At 44.3% G+C, this 23,457-nt stretch carries 22 protein-coding genes and 1 riboswitch; of the genes, 5 read left to right on the top strand and 17 right to left on the bottom strand.

The features are described from left to right. Positions 1-31 precede the first annotated feature (31 nt). The 7 genes from RLN88_RS15220 to ribD all read right to left on the bottom strand — a co-directional run bounded on the left by RLN88_RS15220 (position 32) and on the right by ribD (position 6,544). Positions 32-1,381, bottom strand: a complete 1,350-nt coding sequence (locus tag RLN88_RS15220) for a peptidylprolyl isomerase (RefSeq protein ID WP_350222273.1) — start codon at positions 1,379-1,381, stop codon at positions 32-34. Further along, the gene (locus tag RLN88_RS15215) at positions 1,335-2,186 is read right to left on the bottom strand and encodes a peptidyl-prolyl cis-trans isomerase (protein WP_350222272.1); all 852 of its coding nucleotides are present in this window, start codon (positions 2,184-2,186) and stop codon (positions 1,335-1,337) included. The genes RLN88_RS15220 and RLN88_RS15215 overlap by 47 nt, the downstream gene beginning before the upstream one ends. A 1-nt stretch (position 2,187) precedes the next feature. After that, a complete protein-coding gene (locus RLN88_RS15210; protein WP_350222271.1) occupies positions 2,188-2,598 on the bottom strand; it encodes an ATP-binding protein in 411 nt (136 codons plus the stop codon). Next, the gene (locus tag RLN88_RS15205) at positions 2,595-2,933 is read right to left on the bottom strand and encodes an STAS domain-containing protein (protein WP_350222270.1); all 339 of its coding nucleotides are present in this window, start codon (positions 2,931-2,933) and stop codon (positions 2,595-2,597) included. Before RLN88_RS15205 ends, RLN88_RS15210 begins: the two co-directional genes overlap by 4 nt. Position 2,934: 1 nt before the next feature. Continuing rightward, positions 2,935-4,986 (bottom strand): GAF domain-containing SpoIIE family protein phosphatase, encoded by a 2,052-nt coding sequence (locus tag RLN88_RS15200; protein WP_350222269.1) that lies wholly within the window; start codon positions 4,984-4,986, stop codon positions 2,935-2,937. 66 nt (positions 4,987-5,052) lie between these two features. Further along, the gene (gene msrC, locus RLN88_RS15195; protein ID WP_350222268.1) at positions 5,053-5,529 is read right to left on the bottom strand and encodes a free L-methionine (R)-S-oxide reductase MsrC; all 477 of its coding nucleotides are present in this window, start codon (positions 5,527-5,529) and stop codon (positions 5,053-5,055) included. Next, the gene (gene ribD / locus RLN88_RS15190) at positions 5,522-6,544 is read right to left on the bottom strand and encodes a bifunctional diaminohydroxyphosphoribosylaminopyrimidine deaminase/5-amino-6-(5-phosphoribosylamino)uracil reductase RibD (protein WP_502880110.1); all 1,023 of its coding nucleotides are present in this window, start codon (positions 6,542-6,544) and stop codon (positions 5,522-5,524) included. Before ribD ends, msrC begins: the two co-directional genes overlap by 8 nt. A 24-nt stretch (positions 6,545-6,568) precedes the next feature. Here ribD and prmC point away from each other — a divergent pair, with 24 nt between their 5' ends. After that, entirely contained in the window at positions 6,569-7,405 is an 837-nt protein-coding gene (gene prmC, locus RLN88_RS15185; RefSeq protein ID WP_350222266.1) for a peptide chain release factor N(5)-glutamine methyltransferase, read from the top strand. On the opposite strand, the gene RLN88_RS15180 is transcribed toward prmC, so the two are convergent. From RLN88_RS15180 to RLN88_RS15165, 4 genes are all read right to left on the bottom strand, one after another. Next, a complete protein-coding gene (locus tag RLN88_RS15180) occupies positions 7,402-8,088 on the bottom strand; it encodes a carboxypeptidase-like regulatory domain-containing protein (protein WP_350222265.1) in 687 nt (228 codons plus the stop codon). The two genes, prmC and RLN88_RS15180, sit on opposite strands and share 4 nt — an antisense overlap. Position 8,089: 1 nt before the next feature. Beyond that, on the bottom strand, positions 8,090-9,442 hold the full coding sequence (locus tag RLN88_RS15175; RefSeq protein ID WP_350222264.1) for an energy transducer TonB: 1,353 nt from the start codon (positions 9,440-9,442) through the stop codon (positions 8,090-8,092). Then, the gene (locus RLN88_RS15170) at positions 9,429-9,992 is read right to left on the bottom strand and encodes an RNA polymerase sigma factor (protein ID WP_350222263.1); all 564 of its coding nucleotides are present in this window, start codon (positions 9,990-9,992) and stop codon (positions 9,429-9,431) included. The genes RLN88_RS15175 and RLN88_RS15170 overlap by 14 nt, the downstream gene beginning before the upstream one ends. Positions 9,993-10,201: 209 nt before the next feature. Continuing rightward, positions 10,202-10,537: a GIY-YIG nuclease family protein gene (locus tag RLN88_RS15165; protein WP_350222262.1), complete on the bottom strand. Its 336-nt coding sequence runs from the start codon at positions 10,535-10,537 to the stop codon at positions 10,202-10,204. Positions 10,538-10,668: 131 nt separating this feature from the next. Between RLN88_RS15165 and RLN88_RS15160 the strand changes: the two genes are divergently transcribed. After that, a complete protein-coding gene (locus tag RLN88_RS15160; RefSeq protein WP_350222261.1) occupies positions 10,669-12,507 on the top strand; it encodes a vWA domain-containing protein in 1,839 nt (612 codons plus the stop codon). Positions 12,508-12,589: 82 nt separating this feature from the next. Then, positions 12,590-13,588, top strand: coding sequence for an aldo/keto reductase (locus RLN88_RS15155; RefSeq protein WP_350222260.1), 999 nt, complete (start codon positions 12,590-12,592; stop codon positions 13,586-13,588). Positions 13,589-13,593: 5 nt separating this feature from the next. Here RLN88_RS15155 and RLN88_RS15150 read toward each other — a convergent pair whose 3' ends face one another. From RLN88_RS15150 to RLN88_RS15140, 3 genes are all read right to left on the bottom strand, one after another. Beyond that, positions 13,594-13,977 carry a hypothetical protein gene (locus RLN88_RS15150; protein ID WP_350222259.1) on the bottom strand — a complete coding sequence of 128 codons (384 nt, stop codon included), beginning with the start codon at positions 13,975-13,977 and terminating at the stop codon, positions 13,594-13,596. A 72-nt stretch (positions 13,978-14,049) separates the two neighbouring features. Then, complete coding sequence (locus RLN88_RS15145; protein WP_350222258.1) at positions 14,050-16,281, bottom strand: TonB-dependent receptor; 2,232 nt, start codon at positions 16,279-16,281, stop codon at positions 14,050-14,052. Positions 16,282-16,347: 66 nt separating this feature from the next. Then, a riboswitch (TPP riboswitch) is annotated at positions 16,348-16,456 on the bottom strand. Positions 16,457-16,480: 24 nt separating this feature from the next. Further along, positions 16,481-18,352, bottom strand: coding sequence for an ABC-F family ATP-binding cassette domain-containing protein (locus tag RLN88_RS15140; RefSeq protein ID WP_350222257.1), 1,872 nt, complete (start codon positions 18,350-18,352; stop codon positions 16,481-16,483). A gap of 61 nt (positions 18,353-18,413) precedes the next feature. Here RLN88_RS15140 and RLN88_RS15135 point away from each other — a divergent pair, with 61 nt between their 5' ends. Together RLN88_RS15135 and RLN88_RS15130 are read left to right on the top strand one after the other, a co-directional pair. Then, the gene (locus tag RLN88_RS15135; protein WP_350222256.1) at positions 18,414-19,349 is read left to right on the top strand and encodes a hypothetical protein; all 936 of its coding nucleotides are present in this window, start codon (positions 18,414-18,416) and stop codon (positions 19,347-19,349) included. 93 nt (positions 19,350-19,442) lie between these two features. Continuing rightward, the gene (locus RLN88_RS15130; protein ID WP_350222255.1) at positions 19,443-19,991 is read left to right on the top strand and encodes an NUDIX domain-containing protein; all 549 of its coding nucleotides are present in this window, start codon (positions 19,443-19,445) and stop codon (positions 19,989-19,991) included. On the opposite strand, the gene RLN88_RS15125 is transcribed toward RLN88_RS15130, so the two are convergent. The 3 genes from RLN88_RS15125 to RLN88_RS15115 form a co-directional block, all read right to left on the bottom strand. Then, entirely contained in the window at positions 19,988-21,868 is a 1,881-nt protein-coding gene (locus RLN88_RS15125; RefSeq protein ID WP_350222254.1) for an ATP-binding protein, read from the bottom strand. The two genes, RLN88_RS15130 and RLN88_RS15125, sit on opposite strands and share 4 nt — an antisense overlap. Before the next feature lie 25 nt (positions 21,869-21,893). Next, the gene (locus RLN88_RS15120) at positions 21,894-22,451 is read right to left on the bottom strand and encodes a hypothetical protein (RefSeq protein WP_350222253.1); all 558 of its coding nucleotides are present in this window, start codon (positions 22,449-22,451) and stop codon (positions 21,894-21,896) included. A 124-nt stretch (positions 22,452-22,575) separates the two neighbouring features. Then, positions 22,576-23,409 (bottom strand): polysaccharide deacetylase family protein, encoded by an 834-nt coding sequence (locus tag RLN88_RS15115; protein ID WP_350222252.1) that lies wholly within the window; start codon positions 23,407-23,409, stop codon positions 22,576-22,578. Positions 23,410-23,457 lie beyond the last annotated feature (48 nt).

The following is a 23,457-nucleotide window of genomic DNA, read 5'->3' as shown; positions in this document are numbered from 1 at the left end:
TTTTAAAAGTACTGCCTGTGTTAATCGTAATTTAGTTGGTGAGGTTACAGTAATTATACTCAGGGTCTATTTCGATGAAGACATTACCTCTTGCTTTATCAAACCACTCAGAAATAATCCTGTTCTTCTTTTGAGCCAGGGCGGCATTAGCGATTTTTTGGTAATCTACATCCAGATTGGCCTGGTGTGGTGCCACACGATCCTTGTAATAAATAATCCTGAAAGCGTAGGTTCCATCTTGCTTTTGATAGCGGATCGGTTTGGTGATATTTCCAATTTTCATCGTATCTATCGTAAAGAAAATATTTGGGTCCAGGCTTTCGGCAGGCACCCTCAGACCTCCGGTCTCATCCTGAAAGAATCCCCCGGCAGAGGAGGTCTGCTGGTCATCAGAATATTCCTTAGCTGCAGATTGGAAAGTAATGCTGTCAATCTTAATTCTTGTCCTTATACTATCCAGGTAGTTTTCAGCTTTTTGATAATCTTCAGGGCTGGGTTGAGGTGAGATCAGGATGTGCCTTGTCTTGTAGATATTGCCTCGTTTCTCCTGTAGCTCGATCAGGTGAAATCCAAACTGCGTCTCCACAGGCATGGAAACTTCACCGGGCTTCAGGGACAGTGCGGTTGCTTCGTATTCCGGGGCGAGTTCCCCCCTGCCAAAGAAGCCAAGCTCTCCTCCTCTTGAAGCTGATCCAGGATCTTGCGAATACTTTTTGGCAAGCACGGCAAAGTCAATTCCGCTCTCTATCTGACTTCTTAAATCCAACAGAAGATTTCTTACTTTATCCTTTTGGGTTTTTCCGGGTTTTGGGTCGGTGACTATCTGGGCGATAGAAACCTCTGTAGAAAAGTATGGAAGAGAATCTTGAGGAATGTTCTTGAAAAACTTCTTCACCTCGGCTGGGGTGACTTTGAGACTGGAGGTCAGTTCAGACTGCATTCGCTGAATGGTAAGTTGTTCTTTGATGTTGTCAAAGATTTCAGCCCGGATTTGCTCAATAGACTTTCCGTATGCCCGCTCAATCTCAGACTCCCCACCAAACTGCTGCGCCATGACTGACATCCTTCTGTCAAGGTTATTGTTTACTTCGGCATCCTCTACAAAAATGGAATCGATTTCTGATTGCGCTACTAGCATTTTGTTCACAACAAGCTGCTGCAATATTTCACACTTTGCGTTAGCTCCTCTTGCTTGTCCCCGGGAGAGGAAATCCAGATAGGCCCGCTCCAGCTCAGACTTCAATATAATGTAGTCGTCCACCTTGGCTATAATCTTGTCAATGACCACTTCATTGGTTTGTGCCAATGAGGAAAAGGACGTAATGACCGCCGCACTAATTACTATAAATCTCAAACGCATTTGTCTTCTCTGCTTCTTCATATATTTTCTTTTCCAGCTCCTTCTTCAGGGCAATTTTTCGCTTATTGATGATGATATCAGCGATGCTCTCTTTGATGAATTCGAGTGGCGCCACTTCTCCGACCACCTTGTATTCAAAAATCCTTAGAAAGTAGATGAAGTCTTCATCCGAGACTTCCACGGAGCTATTCGTTTTTAGAAACGCCGCTTTGTCTGTAACATCTTTAAGTGGGGTTTCAAGTAGTACCTCATCAAATTTCACCCATACAGAATCCTCTACAAAGGCTTTTACAGCATGCTCATTAGCATATTCCCATAGCTCGGTGCTGTCTTGTGGATAGTTTTTTAGACTCCTTCTCAACCTCCATACATTTGGGGCTTTGGATGGGACTTTGAAATAGACACACTTGGCCAGGTTTTGACGAAGTACGAAATTCTCCGACTTCTCATCATAGTAAGCAGCGATTTCATCATCGCTTACCTCTTCGTTCAGGTTTGCATCTATGTACTTTTGCTCCAGCTCGTGAACCATCAAAGCATATTGATAGTCAAGCACTTTCTTTTGGATGCGGGCTTCATTGAAATCAATGGCATCTTCAGCCCGGGAGATCATTAGCTGCTTTTTTACCCAATCCAGCACAAACTTTTCGGCAAAGACCGCACTATCTGCAGCCGATGAGTTTGCCGGTATTAGATCGGTAAGGCTGGATTCCACCAGCTCTTTTTCGCCCACCCTGGCGATCACCTTTTCTTTGATCTCTTCTTTAGGCTGAAAATACTGGCAGCCAGCCAATAATAATATGTTGAGAATGAGGATATTTCTCACGTTAAGGATACACTTTTATGAGCCTGCAAATATTGTGATTCTTTTCAGTAGAGAACTCAATTTTATCCATTATTCTTTTTACGAGCATGAGTCCCAGGCCCCCCTGTCTTCGGGAGGTGACCAGCTCTTCCATGGATGGGGATTCATATTCATTGATGTCGAAACCGATTCCTCTGTCGCGGAAGGTGAATACAATTTGCTTTGGGCGGAATTCTATATCAAATTCAATTCTGCTTTGCGGATTGCAATGGTTGGCGTGAATGATCAGGTTGGCGCACACTTCATCCACCGCCAGCACGAGCTTGTGTGCCTGCAGGTCAGGTACTTTGTGCTCTTCCAGCATGTCTGAAGTAAACTGACGGATTTTCACCAGCTCATTTTTGTCACACCCTATGGTCAATCTGTTATTCATTTGAAAGCACCTATGGCTTCTTCTTTTGTGTTCACAATGGTCAATAGTTTTTCCAAACCAAGAATATCAAAAACTTGTTTCACGGTTTCATTAATCCCGAATAGTACGAGTTTGACTTCATGAAGTTTAAACTCATCCACATGAGAAATAAATACGCCCAGACCTGCTGATGAGATATAGTGCAGCCCCGACAAATCGGCAACTATTTTCTTTTCCCCGTTTTCCAAAGCAGCCTTAAGCGCATCGTCCAGGTATATGCTGGAGCCGGCATCTATTTCGCCATGGATGGCAATGAGATGAATTCCGTCTTTGTTCTCTGTGGTTATTTCAGCCATATTATTTGTCTTTAAATTGAACGACTACCAATGTGTAGTCGTCATCAATATTCATCTCTCCAATAAATTCAGAGAGATCATTTTTAATTCCTTCTTTTACCTGGTCGGGTGCTTTTGAGGCATGCGTGGTAAATGACTTTTTCAAGCGCTCATCACCAAATTGTTCTCCATCAGGATTTTTAGCCTCCGTGATACCGTCAGTGTATAAAAGCAGCGTATCGCCTGCGTGATAATTGACAGTATTGCTATGAACGTATTCCTGATAGCTTGAGTTTCTCACCATTCCCAAACCCATCCCATCGCATTTCAAATACTCCACCTGGTGATTGTTTTTGCAATAGAAGAGGCTGGGACAATGCCCGGCGCGGGAGAAGGTGAGGATATTTTCCTTTGTGTTAATATCAAAGTATGTAGCTGTGATAAACGATGTGCGTTCCAGACATTGGCTAAGGGCCGTGTTTGCTTTGATATTGAACTCCTCGGGAGATACTCCCTGATTGGCCAGGCTATGGAAAATTCCTTTCATCTGAGCCATTTGAAATGCCGCGCTTGTCCCCTTTCCGGACACGTCACCAATGATGAGACCAAACTTATTTTTTTGATATTCCAGAATGTCATAATAGTCACCCCCCACCTCATCGGCGGCCATGGAGAAGGCAGCCATGGTCAGGTGGTCGTTGTTTATCAGCTCTCTTGGGAGTAGACTTTTCTGAACGTTTTTCGCAATTTTCAGCTGCTCTTTATATCGCTCATTTTCTATCGACTCCTTAATCAGGGACAGGTTTTCCAGCGAGATGCTGGCCTGGTTTACGAAAGTGGTAATGATGTTGACCATCTCCCGGTTGAAAGCTTCCGACACTTCATTGAGCAGGACGATGCACCCTACCTGCTTATTTTGAACCATGATGGGCAGGGCTATGATCGATTTGTATTGAGAGTGCTTCAGTTCATCGGTCAGCTTGCTTGGGTTCAATTCCGATTTCACATTCAGACTCAAGATCGATTTGATCGTATCGCCCTTTATTGCCGATTTGATTTCGTCTACTTCTTCGTCCTTCAGGTTTCTGATCACCTGAGTGGTGCCACCATCATCTTTCACCTCCAGCCATGCAGCATCCGCAAACACTGCACTCATCGAACTCTCCAGCAATATCTCATAGGTCTGATCCCGCGTTTCTCCTCGGGGAATGGACTGACTCAGTTTTTGAAAATCGAGTGCTTCTTTTAGCTTTTGCTCAAAGACAGACGAGGTAGGAAGGTTGAATAGCGTGACCAGAATGGAAATGACAGCATACAGGAATAGAAACCCAAAAACTCCCCAAACAAATGTGCGATCGAGCAGATCAATAACTAGCACATCGGTGTAGGAAAACTTCAGAAGGTTTCTAAGAAAATGGTAGAGGTAGATTGCCGAAAGCAGTATAAACAAAATGCCTTTCCACTTTTGCTTAAAGTTTAGGTAAGCCACCCACTTGAGGTTAAAAACCAGAATAAGGGAAAAGCACCCCAACACTACCAGTGCCACGCGGAAGTTTGCTCCACCGGCCTCAAAACCGAAAAAATCAAAGAGCAGCGCACCGATGAGTGCTACTTCGAAAAAGCCCCACAACTGCAGCAGGTTCTTGGATTTTTGATAAAGGATCAGCCGCTTCCAAACCACCATAGTGGACACCATGAAGATCACCACCAGCCCAATCAAAATGTTGTAGAAGAAATTGATTGTAAGCGGGCTTTCTACGAGCGTCGTTTTTGCAAATACGGTAAAGAAAAACTGGATGGCCAGTGAGATCAGCGTGGTTATCAAGCCGGTAATGAAAACTTTCCAAAGCAGATCGGTGAAATTGAGGCTGTCTGCCTTGGTGATCATGTATCGGTAATAGGCGAATGTGCTGAGGACGAATCCTGTGAAACACACTTGCGGAAAGAAGTTGGAGAAATCCACCTTCATGTCATAGCTCTGTACGAAAAGCAGGTAGATGCTGGAGCCTGTAAACAGCAGCCAGCATAGGATCGCTCCCAGAAAGCTAAGACGTATTTTCACCTTGTCTGACACAGCGACAAAAATACAGACCTTAGGCTAGATAATGGCTACAGGGCACTTGGGAGTGGTTAAAGTATGTTAAGGAAGAAGATCAAGGATTTGCTGAAGATATCGCTGATCTGTTTCGTCAAAATCATTTAATTGGTCGCTATCCACATCCAGCACCCCAATGATTTTTCCATCTTTCTTAATAGGAAGTACAATCTCGGACTTGGAAGCAGAAGCACAGGCAATGTGTCCGGGAAATTCGTCTACGTTTGGCACAATGAGGGTTTGGTCTCTTTGCCAGCTGGAGCCACACACACCCTTGCCCTTTTTGATGCGAGTGCAGGCCACCGGCCCCTGAAACGGGCCCAGGACCAACTCATCTTCTTTATCCACCAGATAGAATCCCACCCAGAAAAATCCCAGGCTTTCTTTAAGTGCCGCAGCGATATTGGCCAGGTTGGCAATGAGGTTAGTTTCACCATACATTAGTCCCCGGATTTGTGGGATGAGGGATTCGTATTTTTCCTCTTTGGTGCCGTCCTGGATAAGTGTTAGATCTTCAGCCACGATTTTTATAAATAGTTAATTGGTCGTCAAAAATTGCTTCGTTTTGAGTGATCTCGCCTTCAATTTCTGGAGCAGCTATGCCCTTTCCAAAAGTTTTCTGTGAGGTAAACACCCGGGCTTCATCCCAACAATTTTCATGGATGAATGAGTTCAATACCTGTGATCCCCCCTCTATAATCACAGACTGAATTTTTCGCTCATGTAATTTTCCAAGTACACTCCACGGATTGTTCAGGTCAACCTTGATCCACTCGATATTTTTTTCTTTCCCTTCTTTTGATGAATTGAAGACCAGAGTCGGTGCATCGTCATTAAAGAGGTTTGCATCTTTTTTGGTTACCAGATTGCTGTCCAGAAGAATCCGGATTGGATTTCTCCCTTCCCAGTCTCGCGCTGTTAGCGTTGGATTGTCATGGATGGCCGTATTCTTTCCTACCAGAATTGCGTCTTCCTCCGTTCGCCACTTGTGTACCAACTGTCTGGAGTAAGAATTGCTGATCCATTTGGAGTCGTAATTCTCACGAGCAACAAACCCATCGGATGTTTGAGCCCATTTGAGAATCACATAAGGTCTTTCTTTTCGAATGGAGGTGAAGAATCGTTTGTTCAACTCCAGCGCTTCTTTTTCCATTAACCCAACCTCGATTGCAATTCCGGCTTCATGAAGTTTTTCAATCCCTTTTCCATCTACTTGCTTAAATGAATCTCGTGAAGCAATCACCACTTGTCGGAGTTTCTTTTCAATCAGGAGGTCAGCGCATGGGGGAGTTTTTCCATGGTGGGCACAGGGCTCCAATGTCACATATGCCGTGCTTTCAGCAAGTAGAGAGTGGTCTTGGACGGAGTTAATGGCGTGGACTTCCGCATGAGCTTCTCCGTATTTTTGATGATACCCTTCCCCAATGATTTTGTCACCGTGCACGATCACACATCCCACCATCGGATTGGGGGAGACACTTCCTCTGCCCAGCTCTGCCAGTTCCAACGCGCGTTGCATGTATCGGGGATCATCCACTGAATGTGTACTTTCGCTTTTCTAATGAAGAATGTGAGGCAAATCTGGCAAGAAACAGCGAAACAGCTGGAAAAAGTTTATGATCAGCGAGAAGCTGAGAACATCAGCTATTTGCTTCTGGAGGATTTATTTGGAATTAGAAAAGCAGATATTCTTGCTGGTGATTTGAAAGGGTTAGATGAGAAACAACTTGCACAGGCCGTGGCTAGACTGCTTGATCAAGAGCCTATTCAGTATGTGACCGGAGTGGCGGATTTTTATGGCAGGAAGTTTTTAGTTCAGTCGGGGGCGCTCATCCCCCGTCCGGAAACGGAGGAGTTAGTGGATATGATCCTGAAGGAGATTAAACCGGAAAATCCAAGAATCATGGATATTGGTGTTGGTTCTGGCTGCATTGCGATCACACTTTCATTGGAGACAGGGGGAGATGTTTTTGGTACGGATGTATCGGAAGAGGCGCTTGGCATTGCCAGAAAGAATGCTGATAGCCTGGGTGCGAAGGTGACTTTCTTTCAGCATGATATTTTAAGTAAAGAACTTCCTGAAAAGGAGCTGGATATTCTGGTTAGCAATCCACCCTACATTCCACAGCGGGAACGGAGGCAGATGAATACCAATGTGACAGCCCATGAGCCGGGACTAGCGCTCTTTGTACCGGATGATGATCCAATTATTTTCTATAAGAGAATAGCTGATGAAGGTTTAAAATCTCTTAATAAAGGAGGGAAGCTCTACTTCGAGATTCATGAACATTTTGCTTCTGAAGTTAAAAACTACCTTGAGCAAATTGGTTACTCGGAAGTCACTGTCCATCAGGATATGCAAGGGAAAGATCGGATGGTGGGGGGGGGTAGAGGTTAAAAGATTCTCCCAAAGAATCCTTTTACTCTCCACCACAGACTTCTTGGTGAATACCATTTGGTATGAACACCACCCACTATTACTTCCCCTATTAACCCAATGGATCCTCCCAATGCTATATCAATGATAGAGCGATCCAGGATTGCTACTTCCTGAGTTTCGAATCCTATAAAGGAGAATATAAGGGAATTTCCTTCATTGACATCAATTCTATAATTACCATCCAAATCAGTAGTTGTGCCAGTAGTTGTGCCTTTTACAACCACATTTACACCAGGCAGTGATTCTCCAGAGTCATCTGTTACCTTGCCGGAAACTGTTCTGCGAATGTTGGTAGATGCAGTATTGTCATACTTTGCATCGACAACTATTTTGTCCTTTTTGGATTGACTGACAGCAGGAGAACTTGCGAATAAAAGAGCACTTGCTGCAACTAAATATTGAAGAGGATTGCTGGCAGTTTCGGATTTGATTTCGTACTGTTTTTGCTGATTTTTTCTCATCCTTCCGCATACATCACCTTTTGTTTTCAGGAAGTAATCTTTGATTTGTCGATCACTCATTTTAGTGAAATCAACTACTTCTTTTTGACAAGAAGAACAGAAACCATTCAAGCCTCTTTTTTCAAATGTCTCCCATTTTTCTGAACAGGGTCTGTCGATTTTAATCTCCAGCTTTTTCATATCATTCCAGTTTGAATTTGACACGTACTTTCACCTTATCCTCCACCTTTACTCCGTCTTTTTCTGCCGGCTCCCAGCCCGGCCCTTCTTTTACCAATCGAATGGCTTCTTCATCGCAACCGTAACCAAGACTTTTTTTGATTTCAATGTCTTCGATTTCTCCCGACGCATTGATGGCCAGAAGAAGCACTACCGTTCCTTCAATCTGGTTGGTAATTGCCTGCTCAGGATATTGGAGGTTTGTCTCCATGTAATTTTTATAGTCAGAGTTTCCCACCAATGGCTTAGCCGGAGAATAGCCGGGATCAGGCTGTCCTGATCCACTATATCCTGTTACTACCACCTCCTGCAATTCTGTAGCTCCGCCCATTGTGACATCTATTGTGCTTCTGGCTCCAACCTGAACCTCCTGCGATTCAAACCCAACGAATGAAAAAACAAGGCTGGAGTTGTCTTCAATAGCCAGGCGATAGTTTCCATCCAGATCGGTGGTGGTTCCGGTGGTGGTTCCTTTGATGGTGACATTCACTCCGGGAAGGGATTCGCCAGTATCATCAGTAACTATGCCTGAAATGGTTCTTGGTAAATAGCTTGCTGCCCCTCGTGCTGCACTTCGACTGCTGAGTGCTGAAGGTTGATCTGCCTGAGCATCCGAAGCAATTTTTTTTGCCCGTTCTTTTGCCATCAAAGGCTCAATTGTCATTTTTTCTAATTCCTCTTCCACATCCAATTCCATTTCCGATGATACTAATTCCTCAGCTATTACTTCATCGGCTTCCGCAAGCATAAAGTCATCATCATCCTGAATCGCATTATCAGCCATCATCCCAGCTCCTCGATTATCGGTTTCTTCGGCAGGTTCTTCTTCCGTTGCAATTTCCGACTTGGGAGTTTCTTCTTTTCTTGGAGGCACTTCAGCCACCAGTTTTGGTTTGTCTACGACCTCTTCTGCTGGTTTTATAGATTCCTCTTCTGTGGTGATTTTGGGAACTGATTTTGTGGTATCTGGTGCCGGTTGTTGCGTCATTTCTTCGGGAGATTCCTTTTCCATGGCCAGTTGTTCATTCCCGACCTGATCGATAAAGAAGTAAACGGTGAATGAACCCACGATAAGCAATGCCACAGCCGCAGCAATGCGTATGAAAGGAAATGTCTTCTTTTTGGAAAATGCTTGCGATCGCAATTTTTCCAGATCATTGATAGTCTCCGCTCCCTGTGCCTCATAGCCTTCCAGCGCTTCCTGTGCAAAAGGATCATCCAACACCTCACGCTCAAATGCATGCGCTTCTTCCGGGCTCATCTGCCCTTTCAGGTATCGCTCAAATTGCTCGCTATGGTTTTTATCGGTTGACATGCTTACTTTCCAAACACATTTTTAAGTTACGCTTTCCATTCTGGATATGGCTTTTCACTTTTTTCATGTCCAGCCCTGTTTCTTCATTCACCTGCTGATAGCTTTTCTTGTCCAGAAAGAAGAGCTTCACACAGTGTCGCTGCTCTTCTTTCAATTCCTCAATACAGGCCTCTAAGGCAGTTAGGTCTTTCTCCAGCTCCATCTTTTCATTGTTGAGATGCATTTCTTCTCCCGATTCCATAAAAACTTCGGTATGAACTTCCGGATTCTTTTTACGAAGCTGCATGAGGCAATGATTTTTGCTCACCATATACAGCCAGCTTTTAAAATGCTGCACTTCGGTCGTTAAAAGCTTTTCGCTAAGCTGTTCATAGATTGACATGACAGCATCCTGCGCATCATCCCTGTTCTTCAGATACTTCAGGCACAAACCATACACAAGGTGCATGTATTTATTATACAGTTCACCCAGCACCTCCTGATTCCCAGTGTTGCGGTAAAACTGAAGTTGCAATTCATCAGTGGGTGATATGTTCCCCTTTTCTGTCATTTCGACGATAGAAAACTCTTATCTGAATTCGCAGGACATAGATGGTAAATATCTCTCCTTTCAATCGAGATGTCAATTCAAGTGGAAAGCATTTACATTTTCGGTCATTTCAAAGCAGGAGAAATGGGTACTTATTAAAGGCATTCGAGGGGTAAATATCTCTCACTATCGTTCGAGATGACATGTACGCAGTTGTATCAACCTCTCTGTCATTTCGACGAAGGAGAAATATTTAAATAATCCCAGGCACCAACTTCATTGTTAAGAAACTCCCAATCGGGATTGAACGACGCTATAAGAAGATTCTTTTTCTCTCTTCGCCATTTCTTTATTTCCTTCTCACGTTCTATGGCATTATTTACATATTGGTGTCTTTCCCACCAAATCAGATTATAGCAATAGTGCTTCCCTGACCAACTTTTGGGATTACCTCTGTTTTGATAATGCTCATTCAGTCTTTTAGCCAGATCATTCGTCATCCCAACGTACACCACAGATCTCCCTGGATTAGTTGTGATGTAAACGAAATAATTATGGCTCCTCATGATTAGTAAATATCTCTCCTTTCAGTCGAGATGACAATTGAGTAGAAAATAGAGAAAATAAAAAAAATCAAAAATTTTTATGGAATCTAAATCATGCCTGCATCCCAATGTCAAATCAAATGAAAAATGATATGAAAAATCTAATTGTCATCTGCTCAATATTACTCGCACTCAATGTGAATGCCAGATATGTAAATGGCACTGTATATGATGAAAACGGTCAGACGCTAGCAGGAGTGAATGTAGTCATCAAAGGAACGACCACAGGCACAACGACTGATCTCAATGGTTTTTATTCCATCGAAGTACCTGGCGAAAAGACTGTTCTGGTTTTTTCTTTTGTTGGGTTTGAAACACAGGAAATCCAGGTAGGTGCCCGAAAAATTATTGATGTAACGATGGGTGGCGCAACCGAACTTCAGGAAGTGGTGGTACCCGTGACCGGTAAGCCAGAGAGGGAGAAGAAAGCTTTGGGATACAATATTTCACATGACATGGCTGCAAGTGGGGCAGCAATGAGGTCTATGTATCAACCAGCATACGAAGTTGATTACCACAACACTGAAGAATACTCCACCATTCGCGAAAATGGCTTTCGCAAAGTGTTGGATCATGCACTCTCCACTTTTTCGATTGATGTAGATGCGGCTTCTTACAGCAACATGAGAAGGTTCATCAACAATGGTCAGCTTCCGCCCAAGGATGCTGTGCGAATAGAGGAAATGATCAATTACTTCAACTATGAATATGAAAATCCGACAGGAAAAGATCCATTCTCGATCAATACAGAGGTGTCAAGAGCTCCATGGAATGAGAAGCATTTGATCGCCCAGATCGGGTTACAAGGAAAGAAAATTGACCTGGATGACCTTCCGGCTTCCAACATTGTGTTTTTGCTGGATGTGTCGGGTTCTATGAGTGCGCCCAACAAACTACCGCTCTTAAAGTCCGCCTTCAAGCTTTTGGTGAATGAGCTGAGGCCACAAGACAAAGTATCAATCGTCGTATATGCCGGGGCTGCCGGAGTGGTGTTGCAGCCTACCGATGGCAATGACAAAAAGAAAATCATGGATGCACTGGATCAGCTCCAGGCCGGTGGATCGACTGCCGGTGGAGCGGGTATACAATTGGCTTACAAGCTCGCCAAAGAGCAATTTGTGAAAGGAGGAAATAATAGAGTGGTACTTGCCACAGATGGTGACTTCAACGTGGGAGCATCAAGCAATGCTGAGATGGAGCGATTGATTGAAGAGAAACGAAAAGAGGGGGTATTCCTGACTGTGCTTGGTTTTGGGATGGGCAACTACAAAGACTCCAAAATGGAGACATTGGCCGACAAGGGAAATGGAAACTATGCCTACATTGACAATATGAAAGAGGCGAAAAAGGTGCTGGTAAATGAATTTGGGGGAACTATGTTCACCATTGCGAAGGATGTAAAAATTCAGGTTGAATTCAATCCTTCAGTTGTGCAGGCGTACCGTCTGATTGGCTATGAAAACCGTATGCTGAATGATGAAGATTTCAATGATGATAAGAAGGATGCCGGTGAGTTGGGTAGCGGTCATACTGTGACTGCCCTCTATGAGATCATACCTGTGGGAGTGGAAAGTGAGTTTGTGAAAGATATTGATCCGCTGAAATATCAGTCAAACAACCAGCAGACTACTACTTCAACAGATGAGTTACTTACCGTGAAGTTCCGATACAAGGAACCGGATGGAGACACCAGCAAGTTGATCACCCAGGTGGTGCAAAACGAGATTGGAAAATCCAGCGCCAACCTGGACTGGTCCATGGCGGTGGCAGGGTTCGGGATGTTGCTCAGGGATTCTGAGTTTAAAGGCGATCTCTCTTACGAAGATGTTTTGAGCCTGGCCAAATCAGCGAAGGGAAAAGATGCTTTTGGCTATCGGGCAGAGTTTATTGAATTGGTAGATTTGGCTAGTGCGATGAATACAAGACAGTGATTTGTCACCCTGAGGTTCTCGAAGGGTTGAGTTTTGTCCTAAGGCGAGGAATGATTCCTCGCCTTTTTTGTTCCTTTGTCGTATGCAAAAAATTCAACTCGGAAAAACAGACCTGAAAATTTCACCCATCGTATTTGGCGCCTGGGCGATCGGTGGCTGGGCCTGGGGAGGCAATGACGACAAGGAAGCTCTGGAGGCAATCAAAAGGAGTTTTGATATGGGCGTGACTTCCATCGACACAGCCCCTATCTATGGGTATGGTCATAGTGAGTCATTGGTGGGTAAAGCTGTGAAGGAATTGGGCCGGGATAATGTGGAGATTCTGACAAAGTTTGGGATCAATTGGAAAACGACCAGGGGAGAATACTACTTCGAAGCAAAGAATGAGAATGAGTCGTACAAAGTGTATGCTTATGCCGGAAGGGAAGGGATCATTCAGGAAGTAGAGGATAGTCTAAAGCGGTTGGGCACGGATTACATTGACCTGTATCAAATCCACCGCCCGGATGCCACCACCCCAATTGAGGAAACCATGGGGGTTTTGAAGGAACTCCAGCAGCAAGGCAAAATTCGGGCAATTGGAATGTCCAATCACAAAGTAGAGATGATGAAGCGTGCCGGGAAGGTCATTGAGCTGGCTTCTACGCAATCTCCTTACAGCATGGTGTATCGTAAGATTGAAAAGGACATCATTCCATTCTGTCTGGAACAAAATGTAGGAATCCTGGGATATAGCCCGTTACAACGGGGTTTGCTTACTGGTAAGATCACATCTGATTATGAGTTTAGCGGCGATGACCACCGGGCTGACAATAAATTTTTTAAAGAACCAAACAGATCTAGAACCAATGACTTTCTGCAAAAAATCCAACCAATTGCAGACGGACATGGGGTGACGCTGGCGCAGCTGGTCATAAACTGGACGGTGCAACGCCCGGGGATAACGGCAGCTTTGGTAGGGGCAAGAAATGCAAAGCAGGCAGAAGAAAATGCTAAGTCCCTAAGCTTTGATTTGAAGAAGGAGGAGATGGATTTTATAAATGCTGAGTTGGGAAAGGTCGTGATTGATCACAGCGTATAAATGCCTCAATACCTGAGCGCCACAAACACAATGAACCCGGCCACAACTGCAATCTCTATTAGATTCTGTACCCTCATCGGCTGATCCTGAATGTACTTTTGGCACAAACTTTTGAGGATCCAGCTGATTAGAAGCCCGGCAATACCGATAGCATAAAGCCCGACGATGATAAGCACACCCCATCCTTTGCCGTCATCCATTTCGCTATAGTAAGCGATGGACCAGAGTGTGGAAAGTATCAGGTGAAGGATCGAAACAGCCTTGAGAACCGTCATATTTTTCATGTGAATAGTGTTTGTTCTTAATGGCACACATGCCTGCCTGTCGGCAAACAGGGAATTCGCATAAGTTTTATTCATCACCGAGTTGGTGTTTGTAATCATGCTCATTTCATGCCCTCAAAGTTAAATGCATGTAGCATGATGCCAATGACATTGTGCACCACACTACATGATCTTTGTTTAGAACCTCACGCTTATGGCAGCCAGGAAGTTCCTTCCGGCTTGTGGGTAGTAGTTGTTTTGCTGGTACAAATCTGGCCCGTAGTAATAGCCCCAGGTATAGCCATTTGACGAATACTCTACATCCAGAACATTATTCACCAGCAGTGAGAAATTCAGGCTTTTGGCAAAGCCGGTTTTGATGTTGTATCCAATTCGTACATCATTGGTGAGGTATGGATCAATCGCACGGTCATTATTGGAAGTATTGTCCAGGTATTGCTGACCCACATATTTTGTAAGTAATTCCACGGTCAGAGTTTCTGTGGGTGAATAGGTGAGAATACTTCCAGCCACCACGTTTGGAGAGAAAGCAATGTCCGTATTTTCATGTTCAATTCTTACCTCGCTGAAACCATTAAAATCTGTTCCATAGTTGAATGCAACTTCCGTGAACTCCTCGATCTTGTTTCTGCTCAAAGCCAGGTTTGCATTCCATGTCAGTTGATCATTGAATTTGTAGATGGTGCTGAGTTCGATTCCCGCTCTGTAGCTTTTTGGTACGTTCACCCGAATACCCGAACCTACATCATTTACCGCACCTGTTAGGACCAGTTGATTTTCATAGTTCATGAAGTAGAAATTCGCTTCGTACGAAAAGCTGGAACCATATTTTCTCACCCCCATTTCCAGGTTTTGGAGGGTCTCATGTTCGGGTATTTCTCTCGGATTTGCATCGATATAGTCTGAGCGTACCGGCTCCCTATTTCCGATTGCAAAGGAGCCATACATGCTCATTTGATCTGTGAGGCTGAAAGTCAAGCCAACCTTTGGGTTAAAAAAGGTCAGGCTTTCATTGACATCATATGGATTCAGGTCATTGTCAATCTCTTTTGTTTCATAGGCCACATTTCTGACCTGCATATCCACAAATGCATTCAATTGATCGGATACATCGTAGTTTGCTTTGGCAAATACGTTGATATCATTTTTGGTAGATTCCCCATCGTAATAGCGGTCTCGGATGTCTGTATTTCCGGCAAACTGCATCCAGATAATTTCTCCAAAGTGATCACCTACATATTGATTGGCAGCTCCGCCCAGGGTTAGGTTCAATTTGTCCTGCTGGTAATTCAGGGAGAAAGTAGAACCGTAAAAATGATTATCCAGCCATCTCCTTACAATGATATCAGATGCTCCAACCTTTTCTGATCCCACCTCAATCGAATCAAGACCGTAAGCACTCAATTCTTCACTCCCATTGAATTGCTCAAAATACCCTCGCCCCCGTGTGTAGTGCACAGCCGCCGATAGGTTCAGTGATTCTGAAAATGTGTGACCTAAGTGAAGCTGGTAGTGATCCTGGCGGTAATCGTCGACTTCATTGTCATACAGGTAATAATTGAACCTGCGATCTGAATTCCTCACATTACCGAGTTGCTCAGGTGTAGTATATTCTCCAGAAAAAGCAATCAGCCTTTCAATGTCATCTTCATTGCCATTTAATACTGCTTCCGGCGTTCCGTACCAGGCTTGTTGGGTCACTTCCTGTCCACCAAAAATCACCGCTTTGATCATGGTTTTCTCACCATAGCTTCCACCCGAAAGGTAGTATGATTTTAGGTCTGCATTTGAGCGATCTACATATCCATCTGAAGTGATCTTAGAAAGTCGTCCCTCAAAATTGAACCGGTCATTGATCAGCCCGGTATTAAAAGTGAGGTTTGACTTCCAGGTGTTGAAGCTGCCAAATGAATTGTCTGTCTGGAAAAATGGCTCGGTAGAAACATTACTGGTTTTCAGGTTTACGGTAGCACCGAAAGCCCCTGCACCATTCGAGGAAGTCCCCACTCCACGTTGGATCTGTACACTGCTTAGCGAAGAGGAAAAGTCTGGCATATTTACCCAAAATACGCCATGCGATTCTGAGTCATTCACTGGTATGCCATTGATCGTCACGTTGATTCTGGTAGCGTCACTGCCTCTGATTCGCATAGCTGTGTAGCCTACGCCTGCTCCAGCGTCACTGGTAGTAACGATGGAAGGCGTAAAATTTAAAAGAATCGGTAAATCCTGACCCAGGTTTCGCTTTTGGATATCTTCTTTCGATATCGAAGAATAAGTCATGGGTGTGTTTTCATTGGCACGGGTGGAGTATACAATCACATCGTCCAATGTTTGGGTTTTCAGGCTGTCTTGTGCGAAAGCAACGCCTGATATCAGCAAAGCTGCTGATAGCAAAAGAGTTCTCATTGTTTAAAGCATTAACATTTAACCATCGGAAAGCGGGGACTTTCCATTATTGGTTATCATACATGGCCAGCATACTGACCGCCTCCCTACGCCGGCATTATCCGGATCAGGTATATGGGTATGATCTCAGCCGTTATTTCTACCGCGTTGCGGTTCGGCACCCCTGTGGAGGCAAAGGTAGTTCATGAGTTTTTAATTACTAAACCTCACTTAACTCCAGCCACCGCATTTCCTTCTCTTCCAGCTCTTCTTCTATGGCTTTGATCTTTGCGCTGATCTCCTGAAGCTTTTCATATTCTGTTTCATTTAAGAGCGACTCCTGAAGTTCTGCTTTTCTTGCCTCCAGCTTTGGGATGTCTTTGTCAAGCTGATCTAGCTCGCGCTGCTCATTGTAGCTCAGCTTTCTACTTTTTGGTTTCTCTGTAGATGACTCCTCCGCTTTAGGTTTTTCCTTTTCCTGTTTAGGGAGCTCAGCCAGGGGCACACCTTCTTTCTCCCGGTAGTCGGTATAGTTGCCAGGGAAGTCCCTGATTTTTCCGTTTCCTTCAAAGACAAATAGGTGGTCAACCAGACGGTCCATGAAGTAGCGATCGTGAGAGACGACCATCAGGCATCCGGCAAACTTCTGCAGGTAATCTTCCAGTACATTTAGCGTGGTGATGTCCAGATCGTTGGTAGGCTCATCCAGTATGAGGAAGTTTGGATTGGCCATCAAAACTCTGAGCAGCTGTAACCTTCGTTTCTCCCCACCGCTGAGTTTGCCCACAAAGTTGTGCTGCATCTTGGGCGGAAAAAGAAACTGATTAAGCAATTGAGAAGCAGAGACCTGACTGCCATCCTCAAGCTGGATGTATTCTGCCACTTCTTTCACAATGTCCAGCACCTTCTTGCCAGGGTCGAAGATGGTTTCATCCTGGGTGTAGTATCCAAACTTGGTGGTTTGCCCCACTTCTATTTTGCCAGAATCAGGCTTGATCTGCTGCGCGAGGATGTTGAGGAAAGTGGATTTACCTACCCCATTGGGGCCTATGATTCCAACCTTTTCCCTTCGTTTGAAAACATAACTGAAATCCTCAATCAGTTTCTGATTATCGTAGAATTTTGAAACATGTTCCAGTTCTAAAATCTTTTTCCCCTGACGCTCACCTTTCAGGTTCACCTCCATCTTTTGCTCATTAATGCCACTGTATGCTTTCGCCTTGACGTCATGAAATGCATCCACCCGATATTTGGCTTTTGTGCCACGTGCCTTGGGCTGTCTTCGCATCCATTCCAGCTCCGTCTTGAAGAGGTTCTTTGCTTTATCAATGGAAGCAGCTTCCATCTCCATTCGCTCTGCTTTCTTTTCCAGAAACTGACTGTAGTTTCCTTTGTATCGGTAGATTTTTCCATGCTCAATCTCCAGTATCTCGTTAGTTACACGGTCAAGAAAGTACCGATCATGGGTAACCATCAGCAAAGTGAGATTGGCAGTAGCCAGATAGTTTTCCAGCCACTCGATGAGCTCCAGATCCAGATGGTTAGTAGGCTCATCCAGGATTAGAAAATCAGGATTTACAACCAACGCCTGAGCTAGGGCAACACGTTTCTTTTGCCCGCCAGACAGGTCGCTCATCTTCTGTTCCAGATTGTGAAGTCCCAGTTTTCCTAACAAACCCTTAATTTGATGCTCATACTCCCAGGCATTGAGTGTATCCATTTTTTCCAGAATGGGTGTAAGATCAGGTGCATTCGCAGGATCATGCTCAGTTTTGAACATGGCCATCTCATAATCACGAATTACCTTCAGTTCTTCCTTCTCCCCGGAGAATACTGCTTCGATGATTTTATCGTTAGGATCGAATTCAGGATGCTGCGGTAGCATGGATACTGTTAGCCCTTTTCTAAAGGAAACGATCCCTTTATCCGGAGGCTCAATTCCCGCTATCACTTTCATCAGGGTTGATTTTCCCGTTCCATTCACGCCAACCAAAGCTGCCTTTTGTCCCTGATCCAGGCCAAATGTGATGTTTTCAAAGAGCTTCTTCTCGTCATAGCTCTTGCTAAGCTCCTCAACTGACAGATAATTCATGAGGCAAAAGTAGCTACTCCATCATTGGAACAAATCAACAGCATTTGGTTTTATATAGGTTATGAAGCAAATAATACTTTCCGCAATGATCCTTTCGTTTGTGGCTTGCGCTCCTACAAACTCTCAGGACAAAAAATCGATAAATCAGCCAGCTAAAAAGCTCGCTAATTTCAATGACTACTGGTATGCCGGTGAAGCTGAAATCACGAGCTATAAATTAGAACAAGCTCGCTATGGAGAAATTCACTCAGGAGAAGCGGTATTAGTATTTGTGACTGAGCCGTTTTCAAAAAGTAAGCAGGTAAAGCTGGATAATTGGCGAGATGAAAGTGAGGATAATGTGAGTGTGATGAAGCTCAATATGACCAAGAAATTCCTGACAGGAATATATCCCTATTCGATGATGATGAGCACTTTCACCCCCATATCGTATGATCAGTATCCGGATCCTTTTAAGGTTACAACTTCTTCGCAAGAGTGGTGCGGACATACATTCATGCAGCTTAATCTGAGAGATAAGGACTATCGATTGCGGGGATTTTCGTATTTTGAATCTGAGGGGGATGTGGATGTATCTGTTCCCAATGTCATTCTTGAAGATGAACTCTGGACCCGGATTCGATTCAACCCTGAGAACCTGCCTATCGGTGAGATCAAAGTACTTCCTTCCACATTTTATCTTCGACTGAGGCACCAGGAGGCCAAGGCTTTGAAGGCAAATGCATCCAAATTGGAAGTACATACTTCCGAATTTTCCAGTAATCCTCATAGCATTTATACCCTGGAGTATGAAAGCCGAAAGCTTTCTATCTATTATGAGAGGGACTTCCCCTTCACCATACTTGGATGGGAGGAGACTTATTTGAGTGGATTCGGCAATCCGGAGCTTCTGACTACCAAGGCTAAGCGCATCAACACGATTAAGTCGGCTTATTGGGGAAAGAACAGCAATAAGGACAGGGAGATAAGGAAGAATTTGGGATTAAGTATTCATTGAAACATCCCCAACCCCCTTCAAAGGGGGATTCCGCATTGTTTAAATTATGGTAATGTCTCCACGAGGGGATAATAGGGATGTTATTTTTGATTTATGAGTAGAAACGAAAACCCCTGGATCACGCATTCATCAAGAGAAATTTACTCGAATCCCTGGATCACCCTGACGGAGCATGATGTGACAAACCCTGGTGGAGGCAAGAGTCTTTATGGAAAGGTACACTACAAGAATTGGGCACTTGGGATCGTGCCTCTTGATGAGGAAATGAATACCTGGCTGGTAGGTCAGCACCGCTATACGCTGGGTGAGTATTCTTGGGAAATACCAATGGGAGGAGGGCCTCTTGACATCCCCAGATTGGAATCGGCGAAGCGTGAACTGAAAGAAGAGACAGGCCTAACCGCCCAAAAATGGACGGAGATATGCAAGATTCATACGTCCAATTCTGTGACGGACGAAGTTGGGTACGCATACCTGGCACAGGGGCTTACTCAGGGTGAAACAGAATTTGAAGAAACGGAGGATCTGAGGGTTTGGAAGCTCCCATTTGATGAGGCGGTTGCTATGTGCGATCGTGGGGAGATCACGGATAGTTTAAGCGTGGCAGCTATCTATCGCTTGGCTCGCATGCTTGAGCGCTAGGCCAAAGGAAGTGCAATGGTAAAGGTGGTTCCTTTGGCCTCTTCGCTTTCTGCCTCAATTTTTCCTTTGTTCAGGATGACAAACTCATGTACAAGCTGTAAACCAAGGCCCAGTCCGGTCTCACCCAGTGTGCCTTTGGTGGAAATGCTTTCATCCAAATCAAAAATCCCCTCAAGCTTTTCTCGTGGTATTCCTACTCCATTATCAGAGACTTTTATCAGGCAGTATTGATTTGTATCATCAGCTTTGGCGGTTATTTTCACATGTCCGCCAGAGTTGGTAAACTTGATGGCATTGTTGACCAAATTTCTCAGGATGGTTGATGTTGTGTTTTTGTCGGCTTTCAGGTGATAAACCTTGTCCGCTTCAAACTCCAGCTCAATATTTTTGGATATGGCCGTATCCCTGAACATTTCAATCACATCTTTCACAAGCTCACCCAGCTCCAGGCGCTCAGGCACATACGGGAAATGACCCCTCTGCTGAAGGGCCCAGTTTAGAAGTGTATCCAGCAATTTTGTGAGACGATCAACAGACTCTCCCATCTTGTCCACCATGCCTTTGATCTTATCCCCCTGGCCTTCCTTGAGGTAGAGTTGGGATACGGTCACCAGTCCATTGAGGGAATTTACCGGTCCTCGCAGGTCATGTGAAATGATGGAAAAGAACTTGTCTTTGGTATGGTTCAGGACTTCCAGATCATCTTTTTGTTTTTCCAGTTGTTTGCTCAGTCTGTTTTTCGATTTGAAAAAGGAGAAAACGATAACCACCAGGCAGATAAAGGCAAAGAGCAATACACCTATTGTGATCATGATGATACGGTTATTACGCTTTTGCTCCAGCAGAAGGTCCACCTCTGCCTGCTTTATGCCTACCTCATACTCAGTCCTTAAATCACCGAGCCTTTGTGTGGTTTCCAGATTCTGGATGCTATCCTTATAGGCGTGATATTGGGTTTGATATTTAATAGCTTCTTCCAGGTTACCGCGCTTATTGTACAATTGAAAAAGGAGATGAGAGGCATCTCTTACCTGCTCCTTGAGCCCAATGCCCTGTGCCATATCAAGGCCTGTCAATGTGTATTTGATCGCTTCCTCTTCAGCCCCTTCTTCCAGATAGATAGCTCCAAGTTGATTATAATAGTCAGCCATGCCGTACTTATCACCCATCGGCTCTAGCATTTCAATAGCCTTGAACAAATCCTCTTTGGCCTTCTCGCGATTGCCCTGCTTCCAGTAAACCAAGGCGCGATTGCCAATGATATACGCCACACCTAAATCAAACCCCAATTTTTTCAGGATGGGTTCTGATTCATCGTAGTAGGCCATGGCAGAATCATAGCTACCCATGAGGTAATAATCGTATCCGTAATTCAGCAAACTTAGGGCGAGTGGTTGCTGTCGGCCCAGCTCTCGAAGCATTTTGATGGTTTTTGATCCATAATACAAAGCATTCTCTGAATCACCATTTTGCGTATAGCAGGTAGATATTTCGGCATAGATCTCTGCGAGGGTACTTTTAAACTGAGACTTGCCGTTGGCCTCATCTGCGCCTTTAAACAGATTTTCAAGAGCTCGCTCAAGGTTACTCATGAAGCGGTGGGACATTCCTATCTGCATGTATGCCTTTATCAGGTATTCCTGACTTTTGGCTTCTTTGGCCAGTTTCAGCAGGTACTCGGAGTGGCTCAGTCGCTCATCCGGGGCAATGGTGTGGGTAGCCAGCCGATAATATGCCTCCATCTCCTGGCTGGGAGTTAATATACCCTTATCAATTTCTTTCCGAATGCTGTCCGCTTTTACCCGATTCTGAGTAAAACCCATCAGGCCAAACAGCAAACTGAAAGTCACAAATAGGAGATGCTTAGAACTGCCCATGGTTAATTATCAAAAAGAGAAGGTTTCAGTCACTGGTTTCAGTATCAGACTGCCCACCTACCGATATTTTAGGATCAAGTCTTATCTGAATACCTGTTTCACGAGGTACATAAACAATATCATATTTTAGCATGGATGGTTGATCCAGATCGGATGGAACCCTGATTATCCACATTTTCTGAGGGACAAAATCCACAGGCAATGTACCCAGAATTTCTTGTGCTTCTCCATCAAAGTCTATTTCATCTACTTCCGAAAGCCCCCCTCCGGCAAACCAGAAAATGTAATCCCCAGGGTCCACATTGGCAGTGATAGAAGTTTCCTCCACTACCTGATATCCTTCATGGTCATCTGTATTCGTGTCGAACAATAAGGCACCATCCTTATATTTTAAGACGGTAATGGCCTTATCAGATTTTCCAAACCTTCCGCCTTTGGACTGAAGGTACTCTTCAGCAAGGTCTGTAGCGGCGATCATGTCATGGTCGATTCCATCATCTGGACTTTCCATAGAATCTTCCCGGCATGCGATTAGAATGAAAATTATTATTAAGGCAAACTGCCTCAAATGAAAGAGTTTCATAAAATGGGTGGTTTAGTCAAAACTAAAGATAGGCAATATCGCAAGTATTATCAATTGATAATATTTTGTCCTGAATCATTAGATGAATGGCCTGAATTATCCGACTACTCTTCTCTGAATCAACTTACTTATTTTCCTTACTGATTTTGACCAGCTTATCTATTTGTGACCAGCCGTGATCGCTCACCAGGTCCTCATTTGATTGATAAATGGGATCCTTCAGGGCCTCATCCAGAGAAATGAATGACCAGCCGGCCGACTTGTACCAGGTTAGAAGTTCATCCAGATAATCACAGTTTATTGGATTGGCATGCAGCAGGAGGACATGCTTCACATCCCTCCCGGTCAGATTTCTAGCTTTGCTGTGATAGCTGAGAGAAACCTCCTGCATATGCTTGAGGTATTCGCTGGCGATTTTCTTCATTTCTGCTGTATTGCCATTCCTTTTGGCCTTGGAGTAGTCCCGGTTGTAAATCCATTCATTATTATCAATCGAAACAGGTGCTATGATGTAGCCTGCCTTTTTGAGAAATGCATACACTGAGTCCCTTTTGGCAGAAGTGTTTCCCCTTCGAAGCATCGGGTATCGAAAATAGTTGGAATTGAACCATTGGCGAGCCAATATTTGGCAGGAGTCAATATCCAGCATGTATCTTTTTGCCGAGACATTGTTGAAATTGAAATGACGGTGGGAGTGGTTTCCCGTCTGATGCCCCGCCTCCTTTACCCGATCTAGTATGACTTTGTTTTCTTCGGAAATATTGCTTGAGGTAATCAGCATGGTAGCCGTGACTCCATGTTTATCCAGAGTCATTAGCAATTGATCCATGGCGGTCACTTTCTGCTCTTCGGAATACCCGGCAGAATACCCAAACGGGAGGTCATCAAAAGTGATTGCCACCTCCTGAGCTATGGTTTGGGCTGTGACAAATAACAATAAAAACGATAATTTTTTCATAGACAATTGGTAAACGAGCCATGGATCATTAAGGTCTTCATGGTCGAA

It is taken from the genome of Ekhidna sp. (genome assembly GCF_040223195.1).
GTDB lineage: Bacteria > Bacteroidota > Bacteroidia > Cytophagales > Cyclobacteriaceae > Ekhidna.
This window is presented reverse-complemented; position numbering and strand designations above follow the sequence as displayed.

Coding starts and splice junctions, on each gene's coding strand:
- RLN88_RS15135 (WP_350222256.1), top strand. CDS start 18,414: ATGAAGCAAATAATACTTTCCGCAATGATCCTTTCGTTTGTGGCTTGC.
- RLN88_RS15180 (WP_350222265.1), bottom strand. CDS start 8,088: ATGAAAAAGCTGGAGATTAAAATCGACAGACCCTGTTCAGAAAAATGG.
- RLN88_RS15145 (WP_350222258.1), bottom strand. CDS start 16,281: ATGAGAACTCTTTTGCTATCAGCAGCTTTGCTGATATCAGGCGTTGCT.
- RLN88_RS15210 (WP_350222271.1), bottom strand. CDS start 2,598: ATGAATAACAGATTGACCATAGGGTGTGACAAAAATGAGCTGGTGAAA.
- RLN88_RS15125 (WP_350222254.1), bottom strand. CDS start 21,868: ATGGGCAGTTCTAAGCATCTCCTATTTGTGACTTTCAGTTTGCTGTTT.
- RLN88_RS15165 (WP_350222262.1), bottom strand. CDS start 10,537: ATGAGGAGCCATAATTATTTCGTTTACATCACAACTAATCCAGGGAGA.
- RLN88_RS15115 (WP_350222252.1), bottom strand. CDS start 23,409: ATGAAAAAATTATCGTTTTTATTGTTATTTGTCACAGCCCAAACCATA.
- RLN88_RS15130 (WP_350222255.1), top strand. CDS start 19,443: ATGAGTAGAAACGAAAACCCCTGGATCACGCATTCATCAAGAGAAATT.
- RLN88_RS15160 (WP_350222261.1), top strand. CDS start 10,669: ATGAAAAATCTAATTGTCATCTGCTCAATATTACTCGCACTCAATGTG.
- RLN88_RS15155 (WP_350222260.1), top strand. CDS start 12,590: ATGCAAAAAATTCAACTCGGAAAAACAGACCTGAAAATTTCACCCATC.
- RLN88_RS15170 (WP_350222263.1), bottom strand. CDS start 9,992: ATGACAGAAAAGGGGAACATATCACCCACTGATGAATTGCAACTTCAG.
- RLN88_RS15175 (WP_350222264.1), bottom strand. CDS start 9,442: ATGTCAACCGATAAAAACCATAGCGAGCAATTTGAGCGATACCTGAAA.
- RLN88_RS15120 (WP_350222253.1), bottom strand. CDS start 22,451: ATGAAACTCTTTCATTTGAGGCAGTTTGCCTTAATAATAATTTTCATT.
- RLN88_RS15140 (WP_350222257.1), bottom strand. CDS start 18,352: ATGAATTATCTGTCAGTTGAGGAGCTTAGCAAGAGCTATGACGAGAAG.
- prmC (WP_350222266.1), top strand. CDS start 6,569: ATGAAGAATGTGAGGCAAATCTGGCAAGAAACAGCGAAACAGCTGGAA.
- RLN88_RS15205 (WP_350222270.1), bottom strand. CDS start 2,933: ATGGCTGAAATAACCACAGAGAACAAAGACGGAATTCATCTCATTGCC.
- RLN88_RS15220 (WP_350222273.1), bottom strand. CDS start 1,381: ATGAAGAAGCAGAGAAGACAAATGCGTTTGAGATTTATAGTAATTAGT.
- RLN88_RS15150 (WP_350222259.1), bottom strand. CDS start 13,977: ATGAGCATGATTACAAACACCAACTCGGTGATGAATAAAACTTATGCG.